The sequence below is a fragment of the Enterobacter sp. 200527-13 genome, assembly GCF_027924865.1.
In the GTDB taxonomy this organism is placed as follows: domain Bacteria; phylum Pseudomonadota; class Gammaproteobacteria; order Enterobacterales; family Enterobacteriaceae; genus Enterobacter; species Enterobacter ludwigii.
In genome coordinates this window covers 209,964-227,056 of the sequence record NZ_BSCM01000003.1, presented here as the reverse complement: position 1 = coordinate 227,056, position 17,093 = coordinate 209,964, and the positions used below count along the sequence as shown (strand labels likewise).

Sequence of the window (17,093 nt, the reverse complement as noted above, 5' to 3'; positions counted from 1 at the left end):
CTGGAGAGTTTTGCGTCAGGGGGCTGGATTAGAGGTAAACCAGGGTGATCGTTGACTGGCCTTCAAGCTCGGTTTTGTCGGTCAGGGTCAGCTTGTCGCTTGGGGCTACGGCCAGCGCAATCTTCAGCGGGAATGCCGCGCTCATGAAGGCTAAAGGTGCACGCTGGCCGCTTTTGGAAACGGTCATGACGTCGGTGCCATCGTTGGAGAGGATGCCGCTGGTCCACATGTTCATCCAGCTTCTGCTGCTGATCGTGCCGCCGGTATAGAGGGTAGCCGCGATAGGCTGTACCGCCGCGCCGTCTGCGGTAACGGAGGTCAGGTAGGTAGAAATGGCATACGCACCGATGTTCTCGCCGGCGCTGGTTTTACCTACGCCGTTCAGTTGGCTGGAGCCAGATGCCTGGCCACCGTTTGCGGTAGCGTTATCCACGTGGAACTGGTTGGCTGGCAGGCTGGCACCGGCGTTGGAGTCCGCGCGATCGTCGTGAAGCGTCCAGCCCACGCGTGTGGCGGACTGGCACTTGATGGTCAGGGTGACATCTTTATGACCTGCCTGATATGGCACGCTGGAGGAGAGGGAGTCCAGACCGATTTCACCGAAGTTGGCCAGACCCCCGTTGCTGATTTCCGGCACGCAGCCTGCGCTGGTCAGTGAGCCCTGTACTTTGAGCATGGCGGTCGGTTCTGCGCAAACGGCTGTTGCCGCCATGGATAGCACGGTGGCAAGAAGAAGCTTTTTCATTGTTATTCCTTAACCTGAAAGAGAGTGACTAAAAAAGATATTTTTAGTCCGCAAAGTGCTTGCATGAATACACGTGTTAAATAACAAGCGCCGCTGATTCTATTAATGATTCACAGAATGCAATAATTAGATTTTCTAACGAGCACATTGAGATTTTATTAAGTCATTACAATCAGATATGAATGGATTTATATTCTGCTTTAAAAGGGCGGAATATCTCCGCCGGAGAAAAGAAAACATGACCTTAACGTATCAGAGATAAACCAGCGTAATGGTGGTTTCGCCGCTCAGTTGAGCTTCATCAGTCGTGGTCAGGCGATCGGTATTCACAATGGCCATCGAGACTTTAAACGGGAAGACGACGTTGGTAATCGCCAGCGGAGAAGATTTGCCTGGGGTGGTCGCCGTCATAATTTCTGCGTTACCGTTGGCAATAATACCGGTACTCAGGTTACGCCACATGTATTCGCCATTGCTGTTGACGTACGCCGGGGCATAAATGGCCTGAGCCGGAAGACCATTGGCGGTAACTTCATTCACGCGCGTTGCGATGGCATACGCCCCAATCTTTTCGCCCGCCGCCGTGGTGCCAACGCCATAGGTGGTGCCAGCGCCCCAGGCATCACCTCCGTTATCCGTCGCATCGCGGATGTAGAACTGGCTGGACGTCAGGTCATTTGCCGCATTGGTATCTTCTTTATTGTCCGCGATGCTCCAGGCCACTTTGGTCGCTGAAGGGCAGGTAATGGTTAACGACATGTCCTTTTGACCCATCTGATTCGTCTGGGTAGGAGAAAGTTGATCCAGGGCGATGGTGCCAAAATCGATTGAACCGCCATTGCTTAATTCAGGCGTACAGGACGCATTATTCATTTTGCCTTTCACCTTCATCACAACGGTAGAGTCGGCGAGCGCAGCGTGAGAAGCCACGGCAATCAGAGTGGCGAGAAGAAGTTTTTTCACTGTTATTCCTTAACCAAAAAGTGGACATTTTCTTGTGTGCGTGTAATTAACGTATTGATTCACAAGCGCGGGAATTCTATTAATGGTCAGAGTTATTTGTGAAATGAGAAATTCTACTCTCGGTTGTGAGTTTAATTAAGGGCTGTAAATACAATCATGTATGTATTTACGTCTTGCGAATAATATGATGGATGCAGTATGAATAAAGGAATAAAAAACGGCGAATTAAATTCGCCGTCAGAGATACGTTATCGCCTGAGCGATAATTTAATTAGAGGTATTTCAGCGTAATGGTCGCCTGACCATCCAGTTCGGTATCTTCGGTAATGCTCAGTCTGTTGGTATTCCTGATTGCCATGGAGACTTTCATTGGGAATACGGCTTCGGTAAAGGCCATCGGCACGAGTTCACCCGGTTTGGCGACGGACATGGTTTCGTAGTCATCCAGAACAAGACGACCCGTCGTATTTTTATTCCATTTAGTCAGATTAGTGCCTCCCGCGGTAATCGCATCAGCAGGTGCGCCGTCTACCGTGACATATGGCAGGTTGGTATACACTGCCCATCCGCCAATCTTCTGGCCCTCTTTGGTAAAACCTAAACCGCTTGTGTACTGAGGGCTGAATGTCGAGCTGCCATCAACGGCAGAATCATCGACTTCAATATAATGGCCATCAGCCAGACTGTCTTTGCGGTTGTCGTACATTGTCCAGCCGACTTTGGTCGCAGAATTACAGGTAATTGTCATGGTGATATCACGCTGGCCGAGCTGGTTATCCTCAGTCGCGCTCAGTGAGCCCATTGATATTTTGCCATAATCTACTGCACCGCCGTTGCTCATTGTAGGAGTACATGACGCGTTGGTCAGTTTGCCTTGCACTTTCATGACGGCGGTGTTAGCCGCATGGGCTGCGGTCATGGACGTTGCCGCAGCGATGGCCGCGACAAGAAGAATTTTTTTCATTGTTGTTCCTTAACGAAGAGAAATTATAGAGCTGTCGACTAGTAATGTAATCAATAGGTTTTATATATGGGTGTAACCACGGGCAGTAGTATATTGTGGCTGCTCTAAATGGTGTATTTAGAATTTCTAAACGGGCAGTAATGAAAATATAAAAGCATAGATGGTGTGAATATTTTCACGCATTTTACGGGCATATTTCCGCTTTTATTGTTCAATTTATTATTGAAAGTTATTAGCGGTTTTCGTAAGGCCGGGAAGCATTCAATGCCCTTCCCGACGATAATATAATATTTTTTAATGAGATGGGGCAGGCTGGATCCCTGAAGCCTGCTTAAAAAATAAGAATAAGAGGTTATCGCGTAAACAGGTCACATTACTCGCCCGGCGAAGCACGCCGGGCAACATGGTTTAGCGTACGCCCTGCGAAAGCCAGGCAGAAAGCTCGCCCAGCTCGATTGCCTGATCGGGGAACTCGCCACGTAACGCCTCACATGCCAGCTGCACCGTGTCGGCCCGATACAGGCAGCCCTGTAAGCGGCTGGCCAGCGCCTCCAGCGGCGCAGGGTTCAGGCTGTCCGTAAAGACCTGCGCCCGGGTAATGTGGCCTTTTTCCACGTCAAAATGAAGCTCCACGCCGCCCCAGGTGAAGCGCTCGTCCAGCAGGTGCGAGAAGGCCGGCGCCTGACCGAAGTTCCACTCCCAGCTGCTCTGACGGGCAAAGGTTTCCGCAAAGTTTGGCAGATCAGGGGTGTTATCCGGGGAGATCACTTCGGCTTCGACCCGCTCGCCGTAGTGATCGAAAAACGCTTCGCGGATGGCATCGCAGATCTGTTCGTGGGTAATGCCCGGCAGTAATTCGATCAGGTTGGCGACGCGGCCACGCACGGAGGTGATACCTTTGGCCTGCAGTTTTTTCTTATCGGGATTAAGGTAATTCGCAAGACGGCTGAGGTCGGCATTCAGCAACAATGTACCGTGATGGAACCCCCGGTCCAGGGTTTCACGGTAGGCGGAGCCGGAGACTTTGCGATCCCCGTCGGGGGTTTTGACGACCAGATCGTTGCGGCCTGACGCTTCGGCAGTCACGCCCAGCGATGTCAGGGCGTTAAGCACAATCGCGGTGGAAATGGTTTTATCGTATTCAGGTTTGCCCGCCATAAAGGTAAAGCAGGTATTGCCGAGGTCGTGAAATACCGCGCCGCCGCCGCTGCTGCGTCGCGCCAGGCGGACGTTATCCTCTTCCATACGCCGGGTATTACACTCTTTCCAGGGATTCTGCGCACGGCCAATCACCACCGTATCGGCGTTGCGCCATAAAAATAACACCCGTTGAGTGGCTGGCATCTGACGGAAGATGCACTCTTCTACCGCGAGATTGAACCAGGGATCGTGAGAGTCAGAGATAAGCAGGCGTAACGTCGTCATGGCAAAGTTCCTTTTCCGAATCGTAAGCCTACTTTATCACTATTCTTTCTTATCGCCCTCGTCCTCTTCGGGCACCGATTTACTGGCGGTCAGGAGGAAAGGCGATTGCTGCCAGCGGGTGCGTTTACCCTGCAGCAGCGTGCGTGCCAGCACCACACCGATGGCCAACGAGAGCAGCAGCATCAGGCGCAAAATATTGGTGGTGTTGTCCACCTGTTTTGCTTCGGTGGGCAGGGTGTGGGTGTCGAGCGTCAGCCGCAAATACCCGAGCGGACCATTTTTCCCCTGCACGGGTTCGACGATCTGCTGATTGAAATAGCCGCCGGCTTTTTTGCCGTCCAGCGCCAGCCTGTCACGAACGTCAACGTGCTCACCGGCACGGGCGATCAAGTCGCCCTGTTCGTCGTAGACACCAGCATCAAGAATGCGGCTGTTTTCGGTTAACTGGCGTAATATCTGACCTATGCGCTTCTCGTCCGGCGTTTCGGTGCGCATCGCCGGGGCGATGTTGAGCGTGACCTGACGCGCCAGAGTACGCGCCAGTTCCTCAAACTGCGGGTTACGTTGCCGCTGGTGATTCTGGCTGAACCACGATGCTCCTTGCATCAGCGCGACCAAGAGTGCGAGACATATCAGGACAATCACGGCACGATGAAGTCGGAATTTCAGTTTTGCGCGAGCCATATTCCACCTGCTGAAAATTTACGGCTTAATGTTGCCAGAAGTGATGGTTACAAGGTAGCCTCATGCGTTATTTTCCCTCTGGAACCTTCCGGCGCGAACGAATTCACAGGAGCTTCAATGCCGAACATTACCTGGTGCGACCTGCCTACGGATGTCTCTTTATGGCCAGGATTGCCGCTCTCTTTAAGTGGTGATGAGGTGATGCCTCTGGATTACCACGCTGGCCGTAGCGGCTGGCTGCTGTACGGACGCGGCCTGGACAAACAACGCCTGACCCAATATCAAACCAAACTGGGTGCAGCGATGGTCATCGTGGCGGCCTGGTGCGTAGAGGATTATCAGGTCATCCGCCTGGCAGGTTCCCTGACGCAGCGCGCGACCCGTCTGGCGCATGATGCCGGCCTGGACGTGGCGCCTCTCGGCAAAATTCCACACCTGAAAACGCCGGGTCTGCTGGTGATGGACATGGATTCCACCGCCATCCAGATCGAGTGCATCGACGAGATCGCCAGGCTTGCCGGCAGCGGCGAGCTGGTGGCCGATGTGACCGAACGCGCGATGCGCGGCGAGCTGGATTTCACCGCCAGTCTGAGGCAGCGCGTGGCGACCCTGAAAGGGGCCGACGCGAACATTCTGCGCCAGGTGCGTGATGAGCTGCCGTTAATGCCGGGGCTGACGCAGCTGGTGCTGAAGTTAGAAACGCTGGGCTGGAAAGTGGCTATCGCCTCGGGCGGGTTCACCTTCTTCGCCGACTACCTTCGCGACACGTTGCGCCTCACCACCGTGGTGGCGAATGAGCTGGAAATCATGGACGGCAAGCTGACCGGCCAGGTGATCGGCGATATCGTGGATGCCCAGTACAAAGCCAATACCCTGACCCGTCTGGCGGAAAAATATGAAATTCCTGTCGTCCAGACCGTTGCCATCGGTGATGGCGCGAACGACCTGCCGATGATCAAAGCGGCAGGCCTTGGCATTGCCTACCATGCCAAGCCTAAAGTGAATGAAAAGACGGAAGTCACCATCCGTCATGCTGACCTGATGGGGGTGTTCTGCATTCTCTCCGGCAGCGTGAATCAGAAATAACGAGGTAAACCGTGGCGAAAGCTCCAAAACGCGCATTTGTCTGTAATGAATGTGGTGCGGATTATCCGCGCTGGCAGGGGCAATGTAGCGCCTGTCATGCCTGGAACACCATCACCGAAGTGCGTGGTGTGGCGGCTTCGCCGAGCGTGGCCCGCAATGAACGCCTGAGCGGTTATGCCGGCAACGCCGGTGTCGCGAAAGTGCAAAAGCTCTCGGATATCAGCCTCGAAGAGCTGCCGCGTTTCTCGACCGGCTTCAAAGAGTTTGACCGTGTGCTCGGCGGGGGAGTGGTGCCGGGCAGTGCGATCCTGATCGGCGGTAACCCGGGAGCGGGTAAATCAACACTGCTGTTGCAAACGCTCTGCAACCTCGCCGAACAGATGAAAACCCTGTACGTCACCGGTGAAGAGTCCCTGCAGCAGGTGGCGATGCGTGCGCACCGTCTTGGCCTGCCAACCGGCAACCTCAACATGCTTTCGGAAACCAGCATCGAGCAAATCTGCATGATTGCCGAAGAAGAGCAGCCGAAGCTGATGGTTATCGACTCCATTCAGGTGATGCACATGGCGGATATCCAGTCTTCACCGGGGAGCGTGGCGCAGGTGCGTGAAACCGCCGCCTATCTCACGCGCTTTGCCAAAACGCGCGGTGTGGCGATTGTGATGGTCGGCCACGTCACGAAAGATGGTTCGCTGGCGGGGCCGAAAGTGCTGGAGCACTGTATCGACTGCTCCGTCATGCTCGACGGCGATGCCGATTCCCGTTTCCGTACGTTGCGCAGCCACAAAAACCGTTTTGGTGCGGTGAACGAGTTGGGCGTGTTTGCCATGACCGAGCAGGGGCTGCGTGAAGTCAGCAACCCGTCTGCCATCTTCCTCAGCCGGGGCGATGAAGTGACCTCCGGTAGCTCGGTGATGGTGCTCTGGGAAGGGACGCGTCCGCTGCTCGTGGAAATTCAGGCGCTGGTGGATCACTCAATGATGGGTAACCCACGGCGTGTGGCCGTTGGCCTGGAACAAAACCGCCTGGCGATCCTGTTGGCCGTACTGCACCGCCACGGCGGCCTGCAGATGGCGGATCAGGACGTGTTCGTCAACGTGGTCGGCGGGGTCAAAGTCACTGAGACCAGTGCGGATCTGGCGCTGCTGCTGGCAATGGTCTCCAGCCTGCGTGACAGACCGCTGCCGCAGGACCTGGTGGTGTTTGGTGAAGTGGGTCTGGCCGGGGAGATACGCCCGGTGCCAAGCGGCCAGGAGCGCATCTCCGAGGCGGCGAAGCACGGCTTTCGCCGCGCCATTGTGCCCGCCGCCAACGTGCCGAAAAAAATCCCGGAAGGGATGCAGGTCTTTGGCGTGAAGAAACTCGCAGATGCGTTAAATGTCTTTGACGACTTATAATTACGTATTCGATTTTGCAGGAGGCACCGTAATTTATGTCATCATTTGACTACATCAAGACCGCAATCCGCCAGAAAGGCTGCACGCTGCAGCAGGTGGCGGATGCCAGCGGCATGACCAAAGGCTACCTGAGCCAACTGCTGAACGCCAAAATCAAAAGCCCCAGCGCACAAAAGCTGGAAGCGTTGCACCGCTTTCTGGGGCTTGAATTCCCGCGTATGCAAAAGAACGTCGGCGTGGTATTTGGCAAGTTTTACCCGCTGCATACCGGGCACATCTATCTTATCCAGCGTGCCTGTAGCCAGGTGGACGAGCTGCATATCATCATGGGTTACGATGAAACCCGCGACCGTCAGCTGTTCGAGGACAGCGCCATGTCGCAGCAGCCAACCGTGCCGGATCGCCTGCGCTGGCTGCTGCAGACCTTTAAGTACCAGAAAAACATTCGTATTCATGCTTTTAATGAAGAGGGCATGGAGCCGTATCCGCACGGCTGGGATGTGTGGAGCAATGGCGTCAAAGCGTTCATGGACGAAAAGGGGATCACCCCGAACTGGATCTACACCTCTGAAGAGTCCGATGCGCCGCAGTTCCGCGAGCATCTGGGCATTGAAACCGTGCTGATCGATCCAAAGCGTACCTTTATGAACATCAGCGGGGCGCTGATCCGCGAAAACCCGTTCCGCTACTGGGATTACATCCCAACCGAGGTAAAACCGTTCTTTGTGCGCACCGTTGCGATTCTGGGCGGCGAGTCGAGCGGGAAATCGACGCTGGTCAACAAGCTGGCCAACATCTTTAACACCACCAGTGCGTGGGAGTACGGGCGTGATTACGTCTTCTCACATCTGGGCGGTGACGAGATGGCGTTGCAGTACTCCGACTACGATAAAATCGCGCTCGGTCATGCGCAGTACATTGATTTCGCGGTGAAATACGCCAATAAAGTGGCCTTCATTGATACCGATTTCGTCACCACCCAGGCGTTTTGCAAAAAATACGAGGGACGCGAGCATCCGTTTGTGCAGGCGCTGATAGACGAATACCGCTTTGACCTGGTGATTTTGCTCGAAAACAACACCCCGTGGGTTGCCGACGGGATCCGCAGCCTCGGCAGTTCCGTCGACAGAAAAGAGTTCCAGAGCATGCTCATCGACATGCTGCACGAAAATAACGTGGAGTTTGTGCATGTGGAGGAGTCAGATTACGACAGCCGTTTCCTGCGCTGCGTAGAGCTGGTGAAAGAGATGATGGGGGAGCAGGGGTAATTCCCTCATCCTAACCCTCTCCTGAGGGAGAGGGCCGGTGTGAGGGGGAACACCCCCCTCAATACTCAACCACCACTTTGCCACGCATATGCCCGTCCAGCACTTTACGGTGCGCTTCGGTGATGCTTTCGACGCTCAGCCCGTGCAGCGTTTCGCTCAGTGAGCTTTCCACCACGCCGTTATCCACCAGCTTCGCAACCTCGTTTAAGATCTCGCCCTGACGCGCCATGTCGGCGGTCTGGTACATGCTGCGGGTGTACATAAACTCCCAGTGCAGCGCGGCGGATTTGGATTTCAGCTTATCCTGGTTCAGCGGATGTGCGTTCTCAACGATGGAGCAGATATGCCCCTGCGGTGCGATCAGTTCACTGACGGCATCCCAGTGGCCGTCGGTATCATTGAGAATGAAAATGTAATCCACAAACGTCAGGCCCTGTTTAGCCAGTTCACCTTTCAGGTCACGGTAATTCACCACGTGATCGGCACCGCGATCGCGACACCACTGAGCAGAATCTTCCCGCGAGGCGGTCGCGACGATCTTCACATTGCTGCGATGTTTCGCAAACGGGATCGCCAGCGATCCTACGCCGCCCGCGCCGCCAATAATGAGCAGCGTTTTGTCCGGGCCGGCATCCTGGATATTCAGCCGTTCAAACAATCCTTCCCAGGCGGTGAGGGCGGTTAACGGCAAGGCGGCTGCGGCAGCCCAGCCGAGGCTTACCGGCTTATGCCCGACAATGCGCGCATCGATCAGCTGATGGGTGGTATTGCTGCCCGGGCGGGTAATATCGCCCGCGTACCACACTTCATCCCCCGGTTTAAAACCGCTAACGCCTGCACCCACGGCTTTCACAATGCCGCTGGCGTCCCAGCCGAGAACGCGTGGTTCTGTCAGGCCGCTTCTGACGATGCCCGCGTGAACTTTGGTATCGACCGGGTTGATGGAAACGGCTTTTACCTCAACCAGCAGATCATGCTCGCCGGGTTGCGGCATCGGTTGGGTAATTTCAATGAAATCAGCAGGACTGTCTGGATTAACGGCAATGGCTTTAACTGACATGGTGAGCTCCTTTAGGGAAAGCGTGTTGTTGAGACTAGTCTATTAAGTGCTCAGTCGCGTGATAAGATGGACAATTAAGAACGAAGTGTTCGTACAGGATGAACAATCATGTTTAAACAACTTCAGGATATGGCGCTGTTTGCGCTGGTGGCAGAGTTGGGCAGCTTTACCGCGGCGGCGCAGAAAGCTGAGCTGCCGAAATCCAGCGTCAGCCAGCGAATCAGCCAGCTTGAACAGCAGGTGGGGATCCGCTTGCTCAATCGTACTACGCGCAGGCTGAACCTGACGTTCGCCGGCGAGCACTATCTGGTTCACTGCCGCGAGATGCTGGCGGCAAGTGAACGGGCGGAGTACGCCATTCAGCGGCTGCGTGAAAACCCCAGCGGTCGGCTGCGCATCACCTGCCCGGCCGGGATCGGCGCGACGCTGCTGGCGCATTTGAATGCGGAGTTCCAGCTCCGCTATCCGGACGTTTCGCTTGACGTATCCATTTCTGACGACGTGCTCGACCTGGTCGAGTCAGGTTTTGACGTGGCGCTGCGTACCGGTAAGCCGCAGGACTCCTCCCTGATTGGCCGTATGATCGGTCATTGCCCGCGTTATATGCTGGCCTCACCGACTTACCTGGCGCGCCGGGAGCCGCTGACGCATCCCCGGCAGCTGGTGGAACACCGCTGTATTACCCACAAGGCGTGGTCTGAGTGGCTGCTGCAAAGCGAAAGTGAGGATTACCGTTATCTGCCGGATAACGCCCATCTGACGGATAATCTGGTGTATGCGCGCGAATGTGCCATCGCCGGCGCCGGGATCACGCTGCTTCCCGCTTTTTTGCTTGAGGATAAGGTTGAAAAGGGCGCGCTGGTGAAGGTGCTGCCGGAGTGGAACGTCGAGGGGAACGATTTGTGGCTGGCTTACCCGAGCCGCAAGCTGAACTCGCCGGCGCTGATGCGGTATATCGACTTTGCGATGCAGTGTGATGAGGTGAAGCGGTTTTACGTGGGTGGGTGAACGGTGCGTCACTCACAGGGTGTAGGAACAAACAAAAAAAACGGCAACTGACGTTGCCGTTTTACATTTATTTCGCGATACGTTTGTACTTAATACGTTTCGGCTCCAGCGCATCTGCGCCCAGCGTACGTTTCTTGTACTCTTCGTATTCGGTGAAGTTACCTTCGAAGAACTCCACTTTCCCTTCGTCCTGGTAGTCCAGGATGTGGGTTGCGATACGGTCAAGGAACCAACGGTCGTGCGAGATAACCATTGCACAGCCCGGGAACTCCAGCAGGGCGTTTTCCAGTGCGCGCAGGGTTTCAATGTCCAGGTCGTTGGTCGGTTCATCGAGCAGCAGCACGTTACCGCCAACCTGCAGCAGTTTGGCCAGGTGCAGACGACCACGTTCACCACCGGAGAGCTCGCCCACGCGTTTACCCTGGTCGGTGCCTTTGAAGTTAAAGCGGCCAACGTAAGCGCGGCTTGGCATTTCGGTGTTACCGATACGCATGATATCCAGGCCGCCGGAGACTTCTTCCCACACGGTTTTGCTGTTATCCATGGCGTCACGGAACTGGTCAACGGAAGCCAGTTTCACGGTTTCACCCAGAGTGATTGAACCACTGTCTGGCTGTTCCTGACCGGACATCATGCGGAACAGGGTGGATTTACCCGCGCCGTTCGGACCGATGATCCCCACGATGGCACCTTTCGGTACGGAGAAGGTCAGGTCGTCAATCAGCAGGCGATCGCCATAAGACTTACGCAGATTGGTGACTTCAACCACTTTATCCCCCAGACGTGCGCCAGGCGGAATAAACAGTTCGTTGGTCTCGTTACGTTTCTGGTATTCGGTGTTGTTCAGCTCTTCAAAGCGTGCCAGACGGGCTTTACCCTTAGACTGACGGCCTTTAGCGCCCTGACGAACCCACTCCAGCTCTTTCTCGATAGACTTACGACGCGCGGCTTCCTGAGAGGCTTCCTGCGCCAGACGCTGGTCTTTCTGCTCCAGCCAGGAGGAGTAGTTGCCTTCCCATGGAATACCTTCACCGCGGTCAAGCTCCAGGATCCAGCCTGCAACGTTGTCGAGGAAGTAACGGTCGTGGGTGATCGCCACAACGGTACCTTCGAAGTCGTGCAGGAAACGCTCCAGCCATGCCACGGATTCCGCATCCAGGTGGTTGGTCGGTTCGTCGAGCAGCAGCATGTCTGGCTTTTCCAGCAGCAGACGGCACAGCGCCACGCGGCGGCGTTCACCCCCGGAGAGGTTCGCGATTTTCGCATCCCAGTCTGGCAGACGCAGGGCGTCAGCGGCGCGCTCGAGCTGCACGTTCAGGTTGTGGCCGTCATGCGCCTGGATAATCTCTTCAAACTTGCCTTGCTGAGCGGCCAGTTTATCGAAGTCCGCATCCGGTTCAGCGTATTTGGCATACACTTCATCCAGACCTTTCAGTGCGTTAACGACGTCAGAAACCGCCTCTTCAACGGATTCACGAACGGTGTGTTCCGGGTTGAGCTGAGGCTCCTGCGGCAGGTAGCCAATTTTGATGCCAGGCTGCGGACGGGCTTCACCTTCGATGTCTGTATCGATGCCGGCCATGATGCGCAGCAGGGTGGACTTACCGGCACCGTTGAGACCCAGAACACCGATTTTTGCGCCCGGGAAGAAGCTCAGCGAGATATTTTTAAGAATATGACGTTTCGGCGGGACAACTTTGCCGACACGATGCATGGTATAAACGAATTGAGCCACGTTGGACTTCGCCTCTTTTATCGTGATGAGAAAGAATATCAGCCTCGAAGTGTAGCCTTTTTCCCGTCCTAATCCCAGCCAGGAACGTCGGGAGTGTTAAAACGCGCAAGAAAGGTAAAAAAGTGTCCGCGACGTGGCGCGTTGCAGGATGCCTGGTTAGCATAAGTTAATTAGACTTTGACGTGGCAAGACGCTGCAATTGACGAAAAAACAATGAGGAAGAGCTTGTGGGAAAAGCCAAACAGGTGGTCTGGCGTCTGCTGGCTGCCAGCGTATGCGTGATGGCGGCAAGCCAGGCGGTGCATGCCGATTCACTGGATGAACAACGTAATCGCTACGCCCAGATTAAACAGGCGTGGGACAATAAGCAGATGGATACCGTGCAGGCGCTGATGCCGACCTTAAAAGCGTATCCTCTCTATCCGTATCTGGAGTATCGGCAGATCACTGACGATCTCATGAATCAACCCACGGTCACCGTGAATAACTTTATTCAGGCGAACCCGACGCTGCCGCCCGCGCGGACGCTGCAGTCTCGTTTTGTGAACGAGCTGGCACGTCGTGAAGACTGGCGTGGGCTGCTGGCGTTTAGCCCGGAAAAACCGAACACCACCGAAGCCCAGTGTAACTATTACTATGCGAAGTGGGTTACTGGACAGCAGGAAGAGGCCTGGGCGGGCGCGAAAGATCTGTGGTTGACCGGAAAAAGCCAGCCAAATGCCTGTGATTCCCTCTTTGGCGCATGGCGTGCGTCAGGTAAGCAGGATCCGCTGGCGTACCTTGAACGTATTCGCCTGGCGATGAAAGCCGGAAACACGCGGCTGGTTACCACGCTTGCGGGACAAATGCCGTCTGATTATCAGACGATCTCAACCGCCGTCATCGCCCTGGCGAACGATCCGAACAGCGTACTGACCTTTGCCCGCAACACCGGCGCGACCGACTTTACCCGCCAGATGGCCGCGGTGGCTTTTGCCAGCGTGGCGCGTGACGACGTGGAAAATGCGCGGCTGATGATCCCGCAGCTGGTGCAGGCGCAGCAGCTCAATGAAGATCAAACTCAGGAGCTGCGCGACATTGTGGCGTGGCGACTGATGAGCACCGATGTAACCGACGAGCAGGCGCGCTGGCGAGACGATGCGATTATGCGTTCGAACTCCACGTCGCTGGTGGAGCGCCGCGTGCGTATGGCGCTGGGGACGGGCGATCGCCGGGGGCTGAATACCTGGCTTGCGCGTCTGCCAATGGATGCCAAAGAGAAAGACGAATGGCGTTACTGGCAGGCGGATCTGCTGATGGAGCGCGGGCGTGACGATGAAGCCAAAGAGATCCTTCATGCGCTGATGCAGCAGCGTGGGTTCTATCCGATGGCGGCCGCGCAGCGTCTGGGTGAGGAGTACACGTTCCGCATTGATAAAGCCCCTGCTAACGCCAACCCGGCGTTGACTCAGGGACCAGAAATGGCGCGTGTTCGCGAGCTGATGTACTGGAACATGGACAATACCGCCCGTAGCGAATGGGCGAATCTGGTGACCAGCCGTACGACCGATGAGAAGGCACAGCTTGCCCGCTATGCCTTTGATAACCATTGGTGGGATCTGAGCGTGCAGGCAACGATCGCTGGCAAGCTGTGGGATCATCTCGAAGAGCGTTTCCCACTGGCCTATAAAGACCTGTTCGAGCGCTACACCAGCGGTAAAGACATTCCGCAAAGCTACGCCATGGCCATTGCCCGCCAGGAGAGTGCGTGGAACCCGAAAGTCCGTTCCCCGGTCGGGGCCAGCGGCCTGATGCAGGTGATGCCGGGAACCGCGACGCACACGGTGAAGATGTTTAACATCCCGGGATACAGCAGCCCGTCACAGCTGCTGGATCCGGAGACCAACATCAATATCGGTACCAGCTACCTGCAGTATGTTTATCAGCAGTTCGGCAATAACCGCATCTTCTCCTCGGCGGCGTATAACGCAGGCCCGGGCCGCGTGCGCACCTGGCTTGGCAACAGCGCCGGGCGCATTGACGCCGTCGCGTTTGTGGAAAGTATTCCGTTCTCGGAAACCCGCGGCTATGTGAAGAACGTATTGGCTTATGACGCCTACTATCGCTATTTCATGGGACAAAAAGATACCCTGATGAGCGATGCTGAGTGGCAGAGACGTTACTGATGGGGCGGGTTGTGTTATGCTGTACTCGTTAATGAGTACAACAGGCGGCATAACATGACCCAGCATTCCCCGTATTCCTCGGCAATGGCCGAACAACGTCATCAGGAGTGGCTTCGTTTTGTGGAGTTGCTCCGCCAGTCTTACGACCAGGATCTGCATTTGCCTTTATTGCAGCTGATGCTGACGCCGGATGAGCGTGAAGCTCTGGGCACACGCGTGCGGATCATCGAAGAGCTGTTGCGCGGTGAGATGAGCCAGCGTGAGCTTAAAAATGAGCTGGGCGCGGGTATCGCGACGATCACCCGCGGATCGAACAGCCTGAAATCCGCGCCGGTGGAACTGCGTCAGTGGCTGGAGTCTGTGCTGCTGGGCGCTCAGCGATAAATCGCGTTATGGAACGGACTCAGGGCCAGAATCACCGCCTGGTGGTAAACGCCTGAACGCGTCAGCGCGCCAGCGGTAAAGACGCCAATCGCGCCTTCTTTGCGGCCAATTTCATCGATGCCGGTGTACTGAGACATCACCGGCCCGAGCGCTTCACCCGCGGACACTTTTTCCAGAATGATTTTTGGCAGCGGCAGGGTTGCTGAACGCGCTTCTCCACGCTGTTCACGGTTCTCGATGACCACCCAGCTGAACGTCGCGCCTTCGTCGATACCCGCTTCAATTGCCACCCAGAAGTCAGCATCCGGTGCGGCAGCCCTGGCGTTTGCCACGCGATTTCGTGCGCCAGCGCGCGTTTCCTCGCTGCCAAACGGCTGTTCAGGCACGCCGCTCTCGACGCCGATGGCATCAATATGGCAGGATCCTTCGCCGAAAATCTCTTCGAATGCCCTTAGAATTGCCTGAATTTTGGCAGGATTGGTGGTAGCAGAGACAACATGGTGCATAATTAAGCTCGATTCAAAAAAAACTCATCGCAGTATAACGGAAAAAAAGCATGTTACAGGTATACCTTGTTCGCCACGGTGAGACGCAGTGGAACGCCGAGCGACGTATTCAAGGCCAGTCAGACAGTCCTCTTACTGAAAAGGGTGTGCAGCAGGCGTGGCAGGTGGCAGAACGCGCCAGAACGCTGGGCATTACGCATGTTATCACCAGCGACTTAGGTCGCACACAGCAGACGGCGCGCATCATTGCCGATGCCTGTGGTTGTGATGTCATGATCGAGCCGCGTCTGCGCGAGCTGGATATGGGCGTGCTGGAAAAACGGCATATCGATACGCTGACGGAAACGGAAGAGGGCTGGCGTCGCACGCTGGTCAACGGCACCGAAGATGGCCGTATTCCGGAAGGCGAATCCATGCAGGAGCTGAGCGTGCGCATGCATGCCGCGCTGGCGGAATGCCTGAAGCTTCCGGCCGGGAGCCGTCCGCTGCTGGTGAGTCACGGTATTGCGTTGGGCTGCCTGGTGAGCACGATTCTGGGGTTACCTGCGTATGCAGAACGCCGTTTGCGTCTGCGCAACTGCTCTATTTCCCGTATCGACTATCAGGAAAGCGCGTGGCTGGCGTCAGGTTGGGTCGTAGAGATGGCAGGGGACATTTCGCATCTTGATGCCCCTGCACTTGACGAACTTCAGCGTTAACGACGTATCGGAATTAAGAATTCCATACGCAGATTGATTGGGCCTTCTTCCGGTTTAGCATCGCTTGCCGGATAGTAGCGCTCAATATCCTGACCTTTACGGCGATTCAGGTTCAGCATTGGCATGCAGGTTCCGTAAACGGTCAGGATAAATTCCTGTACACCCGTTCCCAGCCCTTCATAAGCGAACATCACGTATTCGCCGCCTTCCAGCACCACGGGCTTTGAACCCTGAATATAGCCATTCGCCAGCTCTGGCGTTAACGCGGTGGTGTAGAACACCTCCTGCTCGTCGTCTTTTTCCTGGCTTGGGTGCGTTTCGTTGAGACCATACAGGATGGGCGGGATCGCCGGTGCATGGCTCAGGAAGTCGCGCCAGAACTGAACGCGCATCTGATGACGGAATTCGGAAATCTGCTCCAGCGAACAGGAGTAGCTTTGCGTCGTACCAATCAGGTGCGTTTCTGGCAGGGTGATAAATTCATATTTCGGCATTGCAAACTCGCCCAGACGCAGCGGCGGACGCATGCCAAACGAGCTCCAGTCAGGCGAGCGGCGATAGAGCGCTGGCGTTAACGAGAACTGTTTTTTAAAGGCGCGGGTAAAGGTTTGCTGCGAGTCGAAACGATATTGCAGTGCAATATCCAGAATCGGCCGCGCGGTCAGGCGTAATGCCACCGCTGATTTTGACAGACGACGTGCGCGGATATAGGCCCCGATAGCATGACCGGTGACATCCTTGAACATCCTTTGCAGATGCCACTTGGAATAGCCTGCTTTAGCCGCCACATTATCCAGTGACAAAGGCTGGTCGAGGTGACCTTCCAGCCAGGTGAGCAGGTCGCGAATAATTCCAGCCTGATCCATATACTATCCTCATCCTTAAAACAGCAGGTGCCTGATAACAGGTTAGCGGATAATAGCATTTTTTGATGTTTTAGCATTCAGTGTTTTTTTTGCTCATTAATGCCTTTTGTTCCTCGTTTTGGGTGAATATATTCTAATC

At 55.4% G+C, this 17,093-nt stretch carries 16 protein-coding genes; 7 read left to right on the top strand and 9 right to left on the bottom strand.

From position 1 onward, the window contains the following. Positions 1 to 28: 28 nt before the first annotated feature. From QMG44_RS13140 to QMG44_RS13120, 5 genes are all read right to left on the bottom strand, one after another. Positions 29 to 745 (bottom strand): DUF1120 domain-containing protein, encoded by a 717-nt coding sequence (locus QMG44_RS13140; RefSeq protein WP_014168534.1) that lies wholly within the window; start codon positions 743 to 745, stop codon positions 29 to 31. A 252-nt stretch (positions 746 to 997) separates the two neighbouring features. Then, on the bottom strand, positions 998 to 1,708 hold the full coding sequence (locus QMG44_RS13135) for a DUF1120 domain-containing protein (RefSeq protein WP_086533226.1): 711 nt from the start codon (positions 1,706 to 1,708) through the stop codon (positions 998 to 1,000). A 271-nt stretch (positions 1,709 to 1,979) separates the two neighbouring features. Next, positions 1,980 to 2,672, bottom strand: coding sequence for a DUF1120 domain-containing protein (locus QMG44_RS13130; RefSeq protein WP_020885274.1), 693 nt, complete (start codon positions 2,670 to 2,672; stop codon positions 1,980 to 1,982). Positions 2,673 to 3,080: 408 nt separating this feature from the next. After that, positions 3,081 to 4,097 carry a lipoate--protein ligase LplA gene (gene lplA, locus QMG44_RS13125; protein ID WP_086533227.1) on the bottom strand — a complete coding sequence of 339 codons (1,017 nt, stop codon included), beginning with the start codon at positions 4,095 to 4,097 and terminating at the stop codon, positions 3,081 to 3,083. 39 nt (positions 4,098 to 4,136) lie between these two features. Beyond that, entirely contained in the window at positions 4,137 to 4,781 is a 645-nt protein-coding gene (locus QMG44_RS13120; RefSeq protein WP_020885273.1) for a YtjB family periplasmic protein, read from the bottom strand. A 117-nt stretch (positions 4,782 to 4,898) separates the two neighbouring features. Here QMG44_RS13120 and serB point away from each other — a divergent pair, with 117 nt between their 5' ends. Genes serB through nadR form a run of 3 tightly spaced genes read left to right on the top strand, consistent with a single transcriptional unit; the run spans position 4,899 to position 8,532 of the window. Next, positions 4,899 to 5,867, top strand: a complete 969-nt coding sequence (gene serB / locus QMG44_RS13115; RefSeq protein ID WP_020885272.1) for a phosphoserine phosphatase — start codon at positions 4,899 to 4,901, stop codon at positions 5,865 to 5,867. Positions 5,868 to 5,878: 11 nt separating this feature from the next. Then, complete coding sequence (radA, locus tag QMG44_RS13110) at positions 5,879 to 7,264, top strand: DNA repair protein RadA (RefSeq protein WP_086533228.1); 1,386 nt, start codon at positions 5,879 to 5,881, stop codon at positions 7,262 to 7,264. A gap of 35 nt (positions 7,265 to 7,299) precedes the next feature. Continuing rightward, entirely contained in the window at positions 7,300 to 8,532 is a 1,233-nt protein-coding gene (gene nadR, locus QMG44_RS13105; RefSeq protein ID WP_014168543.1) for a multifunctional transcriptional regulator/nicotinamide-nucleotide adenylyltransferase/ribosylnicotinamide kinase NadR, read from the top strand. Positions 8,533 to 8,590: 58 nt separating this feature from the next. On the opposite strand, the gene QMG44_RS13100 is transcribed toward nadR, so the two are convergent. Then, a complete protein-coding gene (locus QMG44_RS13100) occupies positions 8,591 to 9,592 on the bottom strand; it encodes a zinc-binding alcohol dehydrogenase family protein (protein ID WP_020885270.1) in 1,002 nt (333 codons plus the stop codon). A 108-nt stretch (positions 9,593 to 9,700) separates the two neighbouring features. On the opposite strand from QMG44_RS13100, the gene QMG44_RS13095 reads away from it, so the two are divergent. Then, positions 9,701 to 10,600 carry a LysR family transcriptional regulator gene (locus QMG44_RS13095; protein ID WP_014168545.1) on the top strand — a complete coding sequence of 300 codons (900 nt, stop codon included), beginning with the start codon at positions 9,701 to 9,703 and terminating at the stop codon, positions 10,598 to 10,600. 67 nt (positions 10,601 to 10,667) lie between these two features. Here QMG44_RS13095 and ettA read toward each other — a convergent pair whose 3' ends face one another. Further along, positions 10,668 to 12,335, bottom strand: a complete 1,668-nt coding sequence (gene ettA, locus QMG44_RS13090) for an energy-dependent translational throttle protein EttA (RefSeq protein ID WP_014168546.1) — start codon at positions 12,333 to 12,335, stop codon at positions 10,668 to 10,670. Between the two features lie 227 nt (positions 12,336 to 12,562). Here ettA and sltY point away from each other — a divergent pair, with 227 nt between their 5' ends. Both sltY and trpR read left to right on the top strand, forming a co-directional pair. Beyond that, entirely contained in the window at positions 12,563 to 14,500 is a 1,938-nt protein-coding gene (sltY, locus tag QMG44_RS13085) for a murein transglycosylase (RefSeq protein ID WP_047356956.1), read from the top strand. Positions 14,501 to 14,554: 54 nt separating this feature from the next. Beyond that, entirely contained in the window at positions 14,555 to 14,884 is a 330-nt protein-coding gene (trpR, locus tag QMG44_RS13080) for a trp operon repressor (protein ID WP_020885267.1), read from the top strand. Here the strand turns inward: trpR and yjjX are convergent. After that, positions 14,875 to 15,390 carry an inosine/xanthosine triphosphatase gene (gene yjjX / locus QMG44_RS13075; RefSeq protein ID WP_014168549.1) on the bottom strand — a complete coding sequence of 172 codons (516 nt, stop codon included), beginning with the start codon at positions 15,388 to 15,390 and terminating at the stop codon, positions 14,875 to 14,877. The genes trpR and yjjX overlap by 10 nt on opposite strands. A gap of 50 nt (positions 15,391 to 15,440) precedes the next feature. Here yjjX and gpmB point away from each other — a divergent pair, with 50 nt between their 5' ends. After that, the gene (gene gpmB / locus QMG44_RS13070; RefSeq protein WP_014168550.1) at positions 15,441 to 16,088 is read left to right on the top strand and encodes a 2,3-diphosphoglycerate-dependent phosphoglycerate mutase GpmB; all 648 of its coding nucleotides are present in this window, start codon (positions 15,441 to 15,443) and stop codon (positions 16,086 to 16,088) included. On the opposite strand, the gene robA is transcribed toward gpmB, so the two are convergent. After that, positions 16,085 to 16,954, bottom strand: coding sequence for an MDR efflux pump AcrAB transcriptional activator RobA (robA, locus tag QMG44_RS13065; RefSeq protein ID WP_014168551.1), 870 nt, complete (start codon positions 16,952 to 16,954; stop codon positions 16,085 to 16,087). The genes gpmB and robA overlap by 4 nt on opposite strands. Positions 16,955 to 17,093 lie beyond the last annotated feature (139 nt).